Origin of the sequence: Methylobacterium sp. (assembly GCF_019750675.1) — a bacterium.
Classification (GTDB): Bacteria; Pseudomonadota; Alphaproteobacteria; order Rhizobiales; family Beijerinckiaceae; genus Methylobacterium.
In genome coordinates this window covers 1-9,267 of sequence record NZ_JAIEOF010000074.1, presented here as the reverse complement: position 1 = coordinate 9,267, position 9,267 = coordinate 1, and the positions used below count along the sequence as shown (strand labels likewise).

Genomic DNA, 9,267 nt, shown 5'->3' with positions numbered 1-9,267 from the left:
TCGGCCGGGTCGAACGGCTTGGCGAGATAGTCGTCCGCGCCGAGATCGAGGCCGGTGACCCGGTCGGCCACCGCCGCCCGCGCCGTCAGGATCATGACCGGGACCGTCATGCCGGCCCGGCGGATCTCCCGCAGCACGTCGAAACCTGAGCGATCGGGCAGGCCGAGATCGAGCACGACGAGGGCGTAGGTTTCCTGGCGCAGCCAGGGCAGGACCTCGGCGCCGCGCGCGGCGCGGTCGACGGCGAAGCCGCTCAGGCGCAAGGCGGAGACGATCCCGCGGGCCAGAGCGGCGTCATCCTCCACGATGAGGATCCGCATGGTGACCCCTTCTCCCCGGCGGCCGAAGGCGTGGCGATGAAATATCTTTCCTGACGTGGCGGGGTGCCGTGTCAGGATGATGCAAGCTCGGGTGGTTACCTTAAGCCTCGACAGGTGCGCAACGAGACGCACCATCGCCAGGGAGCTCATCATGAACAAGCGGCTCGTATTGTCGCTCGCGCTGTCGATCTTCGCCCTCACCGGCGAGGCCCAGGCACAGACCTCCGTGCCGCCCGGGTATCCGGCCGCCTATGCGGAACTGATCGAGGCCGCCAACAAGGAAGGCGCCCTGTCGATCTACTCGACGGCCGACGCCGCCGAAGTCTCCGAACTCCTGACCCAGTTCCGGGCGCTCTATCCCAAGCTCAAGGTCGAATACGCCGACCAGAACTCCACCGAACTCTACAGCCGTTACGTCGCGGAAGCCGCCGCGGGCGCCACCGCCGACCTGATCTGGTCTTCGGCCATGGATCTGCAGATCAAGCTCGTCAACGACGGCTACGCGATGACCTACGCTTCGCCGGAGAAGAGCGCGCTGCCCGATTGGGCCAAGTGGAAGGATCAGGCCTACGGCACCACCGCCGAGCCAATCGTCTTCGCCTACAACAAGCGTCTGGTGCCCGAGGCCGACGTGCCGCGCAGCCATGCGGACTTCGCCAGGCTCCTGGCGGCGCAGCCCGACGCCCTGAAGGGCAAGGTCACATCCTACGATCCGGAGCGCTCCGGCGTCGGCTTCCTCTACGTCACGCAGGACGTGCAGATCAGCCCCTCGACGACCTGGGACACGGTCAAGGCGATGGGGAAGGCCAGCGCCAAGTTCTACACCTCCACCGGCGCCATGATCGAGCGCGTGGTCTCGGGCGAGCACACGCTGGCCTACAACATGATCGGTTCCTACGTCCTGCAGCGCAACCGCAAGGACCCGAACCTCAGCTTCGTCCTGCCCAAGGACTACACCCAGGTGATGTCGCGCATCGCCTTCGTCTCGGCCAAGGCCAAGAACCCGGCGAGCGCCAAGCTGTTCCTCGACTTCATCCTGTCGAAGGCCGGCCAGGTCGAACTCGCCCGCCACGCCATGACCTCGGTTCGCGACGACCTCCAGGAGACCCATGGCATCAAGAGCTTGCCCGGTGCCACGGAAGTGACCCTCAAGCCGATTCGCGTCGGGCCCGAGCTCCTGACCTACCTCGACCAGATCACCCGCCTGCGCTTCCTGAAGCAGTGGCAGCGCGCTCTGGCGGCGAACTAGAACCATGCCCCGCGCCTTCCGCATCGCGGTCGTCCTGATCACCGCGCTCCTGATCCTCGGCCCCGTGGGGCTGGTGGTCTACCAGAGCTTCCTCAGCGGGCCGTTCTTCCAGCCCAACAGCACGCTGACGACCCAGGCCTACGAGTTCGTCCTCTTCGAAGAGGAGGATTTTCGCGATGCCTTCGTCAATTCGGCGATCATCGCCGTCGGCATGACCGCGATCGCGGTGCCGCTCGGCTGCATGATGGCCTTCCTGCTGGTGCGCACCGACCTGCCGGGCAAGCGCTTCATCGAGCCCCTCGTGCTGGTGCCGATGTTCGTCTCCTCCGTGGTGCTCGCCTTCGGCTTCGTTGTGGCGCTCGGCCCCGTCGGGATCGTCAGCCTCTGGGTGAAGGGGCTCACGGGAAGCATCCCCTGGTACCTCTACTCGAAGACCTCGCTGATTCTCATCGCGGGCCTCACCCACGTGCCGCACGTGTTCCTCTACGCGTCCTCGGCCCTGCGCTCGCTCGGCTCCGACGTGGAGGAGGCGGCCCGCTCCGCCGGGGCCGGCCCCTTGCGGGTGGCGCTGACGGTGAGCCTGCCGATGATCATGCCGAGCATCCTCTACGCCACGGTGCTGGTGTTCTTCCTCGGCTTCGAGCTGTTCGGCCTGCCCCTCGTGCTGGGCGACCCCGAGCGCATCCTGGTGCTGGCGACCTACCTCTACAAGCTCACGAACAAGCTCGGCACGCCGTCCTACGACCTGATGGCGGTGGTGGTGGTCTCGATCATCTTCGTGACGCTGCCCCTGGTCTACACCCAGCGCAAGCTGCTGGCGGCCGCCAGCCGGTACGTGGCGGTGAAGGGCAAGGCGAGCGCGCAGCGCCCGCTCGCCATCGGCGCCTGGCGCTGGCCGGCCCTCGGCCTGATCGTGGCCTGGCTCGGCGTCACCGTCGTGATCCCCGTGACGGCCCTCGTGCTCCGCTCCTTCCTCGCCTCCTGGGGCGAAGGCGTCGGCATCTGGGAGAACCTGACGACCGCGCATTTCCGCGAGCTGATGGAATACCCCAACCTCGTCCGGGGCATCGTCAACACCCTGCTCATCGCGACCGTCGGCGGCGCGCTCTCGGTGAGCTTCTACGCCCTGGTCAACCTCGCGCTGCACCGCTGGCGCTCGCGCTGGACGGCGGTTCTCGACTACCTCGTGCTGGTGCCGCGCGCCATGCCTGGGCTGATCGCCGGCCTCGCGATGTTCTGGCTCTTCCTGTTCACGCCGTTCCTGCAGCCCTTCCGCCAGACCCTGTTCAGCCTGTGGCTCGCCTACACGCTGGTCTGGCTCGCCTACGGCATGCGCCTCGTCAGCGCCTCCCTGCTGCAGATCGGCCCCGAACTGGAGGAAGCGGGCCGGGTCTCGGGCGCACGCCCCGCCCAGGTCAGCCGCGACATCACGCTGCCGCTGATCAAGGCGGGCCTGATCGGCTCCTGGGTCCTCATCTTCGTGACCTTCGTGCGCGAATACTCCACCGGCGTCTACCTGCTCAGCCCCGGCACCGAGGTGATCGGCTCGCTCCTGGTTTCCCTCTGGGGCACCGGTGCCGTCGACCTCGTCACCGCCCTCTCCACCGTCAATCTCGCCCTCATCCTCGTCGGCCTCGGCCTGATGTTCGCACTCGGGAACAAGCGTCATGCCTAAGCTCGTCATCGAAGACCTTCATCTCCGCTACGGCTCCGTCGAGGTCCTGAAGGGCATCGACGCCCGCTTCGAGGAGGGCTCCGTCGTCTGCCTTCTCGGGCGCTCGGGCAGCGGCAAGACCACGCTCCTGCGCTCCATCGCGGGCCTGGAGGAGCCGTCCCACGGGGCGATCCGCATCGACGGCCGCCCGGTCTTCGACGCGCGCACCAAGGTCAACCTGCCGCCCGAGCGGCGGGACCTCGGCTTCGTGTTCCAGTCCTACGCGCTCTGGCCCCACCGCACGGTGTCGGAGAACGTCGCCTACGGCCTGCGCCTGCGGGGCGAGTCGAAGGCCGGCATCGGCACCAAGGTGCAGGCGGCGCTGGAGGGCGTCGGCCTCGGGGCGCTGGGCGAGCGCTATCCCTCCCAGCTCTCCGGGGGCCAGCAGCAGCGCGTCGCCATCGCCCGCGCCCTCGTCTACGAGCCGCCAGTGATCCTCCTCGACGAGCCGCTCTCGAAACTCGACGCCAAGCTTCGGGAAGAGGCTCGGATCTGGATCCGGGCCCTCATCAAGCGCCTCGGCATCACCGCCGTCTTCGTCACCCACGACCAGAGCGAGGCGCTGGCCATCGCGGACCAGATCGTGCTCCTCGACGGAGGCCGCCTGATTCAGTCCGGCACGCCGGAGGAGCTCTACGAACGCCCCGCCACCCTGTTCGCCTCCGAGTTCATGGGCACCAACAACACCCTGAACGTCGGCGTGGTCGAGCGACAGGGCGGACGTGCCCGCGTGACCCTGGGCCAGCACCCGCTCTGGGGCACCGACCGGACCGAAGGCGGGGCTGCCAGGGGGGATGCCAAGGGGGTGATCCGGATCGAGGCCGTACGCCTCGTCGACGGTGCGGGCGAGAACCGGGTCCCGGTGGAGTACGAGACCTCCATCTATCTCGGCAACCAGTTCGAGCACCTGTTCCGCTGCGGCGACCAGAGCCTGCGCCTGCTCTCGCACCAGCGCGTCGGGCCCGGAACGCATTGGGTGGAATGCCCGCCCGACCGACTCTGGGTGTTCTGAACGACCGGGCGCCGCGCAGACCTACGACGGCGCCCTCGTTCGCGGTTGCACATCCGCGAACCGGAACGGGGTGAGGACCGAGCCGCCGGCCCGTGCCGCGCGGATGCGATGCGCCGTGCCTTGCTCCAACAAACTCAGCGTCGACGCAACGGTGTATTATTTTTGCAATTATCCATGAATATCGGCTTAGATATCTAGAATACATTTGCTAATACGGCTTATACTCCGAACAGATCAGCATAGATTGATCGTCGATCATAAATCATCATCTCACAAATATCCGAAACCGATGCCCGCACTGTACCTGTCTTCGGACAGGCGCGAGCGGACGCGGTACGCCGGAAGCAAACACAAGGTCTCGGGGGAGGTACGCGTGCACGATCTGAACAAAGTCCTGATGACATCGGCGCTGGTACTCGCCGGAACATCCACCGCAGGGGCCGCGGACCTTCCCGCCAAGGTTGCGACACCGATCGAATTCGTTCGGGTCTGCAACGCCTATGGCAACGGCTTCTTCTACATTCCCGGCACCGATACCTGCATCCGGCTCTCCGGCCGTGCGCGCTTCGAGGTTGGATACCAGACCTCCTACAGCCGGACAGGGAACGGCACCGCGACCCCAGGCGATCTTACCGGCTATCGGGGCCTTGCCCGCATCAACGTGGATGCGCGTACGCAGACCAGCTACGGCACCCTGCGGGCCTTCCTGCGGCTCGAGGCCGCCAGCCGTACCGGCATTCCGACGATCCGGTCGGGCACCACGGAGCGCATCGGCAACGCCTTCGGTGCCACCGGGCAGGACCAGGCCGGCCGCGTGCAACAATTCGTCAACACCGACAAGGCGTTCATCCAGTTCGCGGGCTTCACGGCAGGGCGCGCCACCTCCTTCTACGATTTCTACGCCCACGACTTCGAGATCATCGCCTCCTCGATGAGTTCGGACGTGAACTCGACGAATCTGGCCGCCTACACCACGAAACTCGGCGGCTCGGGCTTCTCGGCCACCCTCTCGATGGAGGATCCGAGCTTCCGCCGTACGCCGCTCTTCACGGCGGCGAACGCGCCCGGCACGACGCTGGCCGCGAGCCCGCTCTTCATCGGCTTTTCCGCCAACGGCACGCCCACGGGCGTCGGCTTCGTCGACATCGTGCAGCGCAACCGCATGCCCGACTTCGTCGGCGTGCTGCGCTACGACACGACCTGGGGTTCGGCCCAACTCTCGGCGGCGGTGCACGAGCTGAACTACGCCAACCCCATCGCGGGAGCCTTCGCGGGCACCAACCTCGGCAGCGCGGTGACGGCGGCCAACAGCGTCGCGGGTCCCGGCCTCGCCACCGCCTACGGCTGGGCGGTCCAGGGCGGCGTGAAGCTCAACATGCCGTTCATCGCGCCCGGCGACACCCTCTACCTTCAGGCCTCCTACGGCGAGGGCGCCGGGATGTATACCGGCTTCTCGGCCTATACCGGCTCCTATATCGGCAATACATCATCGATCCAGGGCTCGGCATTCAACCAGTACTTCAACGACGCGGTGCTGAACCCGTTCACAAACCGCCTCGAACTCTCGACGACCTTCACCGCGGTCGCCTCGTTCCTGCATTACTGGACGCCGGAGCTGCGCTCGGCCGTCTTCGGCTCCTACGGCGAGCTCAACTTCGCCAGCGGCGCCCGCGCCCGCCAGGGCGCCTATTACGGCATCACCGGTGCCGGTCCGGGCACGCCCGGAACGCGCTTCTTCGACGTCAGCCAGGTCCTGCGGGACAACTATCGCTTCGTCGTGGGCGGAAGCCTGATCTGGTCGCCGGTTCGCGACCTCGATATCGGGTTCGAGGGCATCTACACGCAGTACGGCGTCACGTCGGGCCGCGTGCTCGACCTGAGCAAGTTCCCGGCGCAGAACGCGGCCTTCGTGAATAACCTCGCCAACACCATCCGGACGAAGACCAGCGAAGACACCGTCCAAGTCCGGGCCCGCGTCCAGCGCGACTTCTGAGCGCCGCGCCTGACGACCCTCCCGACGGCTCAGGGATGGTCCGATACCGATCCGGGTAGGGTTTTGCGGGTGTGTCGGCGGCGGGCTTGCCCGCCGCCTTCTCCGGACGGTCGATCATACGGGTGAGCCGGAGTGCGCCGACCGCGAACATCGCCGGCACAACAGGATCGCCGCGTCGCCCCTGCCGAAGGGTGAACGCCACCGAGCCGTGGATGAGCGTCGGCCGATGCCCGAGTTCTCCGCCCGGATCGGGTCGACGCCCTTCTACAGGGCAACCGTCCTCTGACGTCGCTGGCGCCCTTGGCCCGCGTGAGGCCGACCGTCACCAGCGCCTCGCCGTCGCGGCGCGCGACGATGCGCCGTCGGCGATGGCACCATTTCCCAAACACCAACCCCGATGCGGGCCGCTGGCCGACGCTGCAATCGCATCCTGCCGCGACCACGCGTGGGTGAGTTCGGCCGTCGAGATGCCCGCGGGATCGCGGATGTGGACGACCGGATCGCGAGCCCGGCCGGGCCGAAGCCGTTCGGCGATGGCCCTGGCCTACGCCGCACGCGTGCGGTGCCACACACAATTCTGCCACGTTTTGCTTCAGCGGTGGAACGGTCTCGCTTGCTGCCAAGTTTATCCGGCAATCAAGGGGTTTTCGTCGTCCTGCGGGACGATCGACAATTTGGAAAAACGGGCCATGCGCTCCACCGTCACAGTCTTCGCTGCCCTCGTTGCTGCATCCCTCGTGGCGACGCCGCTCGTCATCAGTGCCTCCAACGCCCTCGCGACGCCCGATCACTCGGACGCCGTGGCGATGCCTGCCGCCGTAACCCCGATCGAAGTCGTGGCCGTGCCGGCGCCCGTTCCGGCCGAGACCTGCACCCGCAAGGTCCGGGTCGTCTACGCCGGTTACGGCACGGACGCCTGTTCGCGCTGAGCGCTTACAGACCGTAGCGGGCGAAGGCGGCGCGCGCCTCGATCGCCGCCATCACCTCGCCCGCCAAACCGCCGGCATCGAGATTTCCGGCATCGAGGCCGCCGGGCGTGGCCCTGCGCAGCAGGCGCGTCACGAACGAGCCCTTCTTCTCCGCTACAGGCACCAGCTCGACCGTCTCGCCGTAGCGCGCCCGCAGGGTGGAGCGGGCGTCCCCGAGCGCATCGACGAGACCGAGGGGCACGCCCTGCTGCCCGGTCCAGACCGCTCCGGTGAACAGGTTCTCGCCGTTCGGCGCCAGCTTCGGGCGCCGCGCGCTGACGAGGGTCGTGAACAGGTCCTGCACGTCGGCCTGGATCACCTTCAACCGGGCCACGTCCGCCGGGTCCTCCGGACGGAAGGGGTCGAGCATGCCCTTGGCCTCGCCCTGGGTGTGGACCCGGCGCTCGACGCCGATGCGCTCGATCAGCCGGTCGAAGCCGAAGCCGGCCGAGACGACGCCAATGGAGCCGACCAGCGACATCGGGTCGGCGATGATCTCGTCGGCCGCACACGCGATCATGTAACCGCCCGATGCCGCCACATCCTCCACGAAGGCCAGCACGGGCAGGTTCTTCTCCGCGGCGAGCGCCCGGATGCGGCGGTGGATGAGGTGCGATTGGGCCGGCGAGCCGCCCGGCGAGTTGATGATCAGCGCCACCGCGGCGATGCCCGGCATGCCAAAAGCCCGCTCGAGGCTGCCCGCCAATCCGCCGATGGAGAGGCCCGTCCGCAGGGGCGAGACCGCCCCGATGGCGCCGCTCAGGCGCAACACCGCCACGCGCGGGCGCTTGGTTCGCCAGCGTCGCGGCAGCAGGTTGCGCAGGCGGGCGGGCAGGGAAAGCGGCATGGGGTCTCGTTCGCGGAGAGCGGCAGACGCGAGGCGCGGCGTGCCGTGGCGTCTGGGGGATCGTGAGCGTGATCTGGGACCGGGCGAACCATTTTGCCAGCATCGCCGTTCCAGCACACGCGGTCGCATCGGTGCGACGTGCGGGGCCCATGCGGGCCGTAGGAACGAAAGGGAGGCTTAGAAACCATGCGCGTCTTGCGTTGGATGATCATCGCCCTCGGCGTCGTGGGCGGCGCGATCGGACTGGGAGCGGCGACCCAGGCGGCCCCGCTGCCGGTGGCGGCCATCGAATCCGCCGGGTCGACGAACCTCGTCGAGCAGGCCCGGTGGCACCATCACCGCCGGCACTGGCATCGCCGCCACTGGCACCGCCACCGGCACTATCACCACCGCCGGCACTGGCATCGCCGGCATCACTGGCATCACCGCCACCACTGGCGGCGCCATCACGGCTGGGGACACCGGCATTACGGCTGGCACCGCCCGCACCGCGCGCGCATCTTCTACTGAGCACCAGCAGACAGGAGGGCGGCTCCGGCGCGCCCTCCCCCATCAGGGCGATGGATCGATCCAGCCTCGTCCGGCGTGAAGCGCCTCGACGGCGGGCGTGAACCGCCCGGAAGGCTCGTGCAGGATCAGGGCCGGGCGCAGGACGAAGGGCGCGCGGCTGCCTTTGCGGGCGGTGAGGAGGATGCGGATCGCGGGCTCATCGGCCCTGGCATGGACCGGCCGCACCGCAATCGCCCCGAAGCGGCCACGCAGGACGTCGAGGCAGGCTGGCAACGCATCCGCCCGGTGGATCAGGCCGAGGCGCCCCTTCGGCCTCAGGATGTCGACGCAGGTGCGCAGCCAGGATGCGAGGTCCCCTCCGGCGAATCCGTGCGCGTCCGCCTTTCCGCTCACCGGCGAGGCTCGGTAAGTCCCACGCTCGAAAAACGGTGGGTTCGTCAGCACGATGTCCGCGAGGTCGGGGACGAGCCCCGCCGCGCGCCGCGCCGCCCCCGGGGCCAGGACGTCGGCCTGGACGATCGTGGTCCGCTCGGAGAGGTCGTTCAGGGCGGCGTTTCGCCGGGCTCGGTCGACGAGATCCGGGTCTCGCTCCACCAGGATCAGCCGGGTCCCCGGCGTCCGCCGGGCCGCCGCGAGGCCGACCGCACCGGTCCC

Annotated in this window: 9 protein-coding genes; 6 read left to right on the top strand and 3 right to left on the bottom strand. The window is 68.2% G+C overall.

Annotated elements, in window-relative coordinates:
• The coding region (locus tag K2X24_RS03910; protein WP_292494834.1) for a response regulator at nt 1-320 on the bottom strand (320 nt) is incomplete at its 3' end.
• Between the two features lie 151 nt (nt 321-471).
• Between K2X24_RS03910 and K2X24_RS03905 the strand changes: the two genes are divergently transcribed.
• The 5 genes from K2X24_RS03905 (at nt 472) to K2X24_RS03885 (ending at nt 7,217) form a co-directional block, all read left to right on the top strand.
• The gene (locus tag K2X24_RS03905; protein WP_292494832.1) at nt 472-1,569 is read left to right on the top strand and encodes an ABC transporter substrate-binding protein; all 1,098 of its coding nucleotides are present in this window, start codon (nt 472-474) and stop codon (nt 1,567-1,569) included.
• A 4-nt stretch (nt 1,570-1,573) separates the two neighbouring features.
• Nucleotides 1,574-3,244, top strand: a complete 1,671-nt coding sequence (locus tag K2X24_RS03900) for an iron ABC transporter permease (RefSeq protein ID WP_292494830.1) — start codon at nt 1,574-1,576, stop codon at nt 3,242-3,244.
• Nucleotides 3,237-4,295 carry an ABC transporter ATP-binding protein gene (locus tag K2X24_RS03895; protein WP_292494828.1) on the top strand — a complete coding sequence of 353 codons (1,059 nt, stop codon included), beginning with the start codon at nt 3,237-3,239 and terminating at the stop codon, nt 4,293-4,295. Before K2X24_RS03900 ends, K2X24_RS03895 begins: the two co-directional genes overlap by 8 nt.
• 397 nt (nt 4,296-4,692) lie before the next feature.
• On the top strand, nt 4,693-6,288 hold the full coding sequence (locus K2X24_RS03890; protein ID WP_292494836.1) for a porin: 1,596 nt from the start codon (nt 4,693-4,695) through the stop codon (nt 6,286-6,288).
• 689 nt (nt 6,289-6,977) lie between these two features.
• Entirely contained in the window at nt 6,978-7,217 is a 240-nt protein-coding gene (locus tag K2X24_RS03885) for a hypothetical protein (RefSeq protein WP_292494826.1), read from the top strand.
• Between the two features lie 4 nt (nt 7,218-7,221).
• Here K2X24_RS03885 and K2X24_RS03880 read toward each other — a convergent pair whose 3' ends face one another.
• Complete coding sequence (locus tag K2X24_RS03880; protein ID WP_292494825.1) at nt 7,222-8,103, bottom strand: S49 family peptidase; 882 nt, start codon at nt 8,101-8,103, stop codon at nt 7,222-7,224.
• 186 nt (nt 8,104-8,289) lie between these two features.
• On the opposite strand from K2X24_RS03880, the gene K2X24_RS03875 reads away from it, so the two are divergent.
• Entirely contained in the window at nt 8,290-8,613 is a 324-nt protein-coding gene (locus tag K2X24_RS03875) for a hypothetical protein (protein ID WP_292494823.1), read from the top strand.
• Nucleotides 8,614-8,655: 42 nt separating this feature from the next.
• On the opposite strand, the gene K2X24_RS03870 is transcribed toward K2X24_RS03875, so the two are convergent.
• A partial coding sequence (locus tag K2X24_RS03870; protein ID WP_292494821.1) for a methyltransferase occupies nt 8,656-9,267 on the bottom strand: 612 nt, incomplete at its 5' end.

Coding starts and splice junctions, on each gene's coding strand:
- K2X24_RS03875 (WP_292494823.1), top strand. CDS start 8,290: ATGCGCGTCTTGCGTTGGATGATCATCGCCCTCGGCGTCGTGGGCGGC.
- K2X24_RS03885 (WP_292494826.1), top strand. CDS start 6,978: ATGCGCTCCACCGTCACAGTCTTCGCTGCCCTCGTTGCTGCATCCCTC.
- K2X24_RS03895 (WP_292494828.1), top strand. CDS start 3,237: ATGCCTAAGCTCGTCATCGAAGACCTTCATCTCCGCTACGGCTCCGTC.
- K2X24_RS03890 (WP_292494836.1), top strand. CDS start 4,693: ATGACATCGGCGCTGGTACTCGCCGGAACATCCACCGCAGGGGCCGCG.
- K2X24_RS03880 (WP_292494825.1), bottom strand. CDS start 8,103: ATGCCGCTTTCCCTGCCCGCCCGCCTGCGCAACCTGCTGCCGCGACGC.
- K2X24_RS03905 (WP_292494832.1), top strand. CDS start 472: ATGAACAAGCGGCTCGTATTGTCGCTCGCGCTGTCGATCTTCGCCCTC.
- K2X24_RS03900 (WP_292494830.1), top strand. CDS start 1,574: ATGCCCCGCGCCTTCCGCATCGCGGTCGTCCTGATCACCGCGCTCCTG.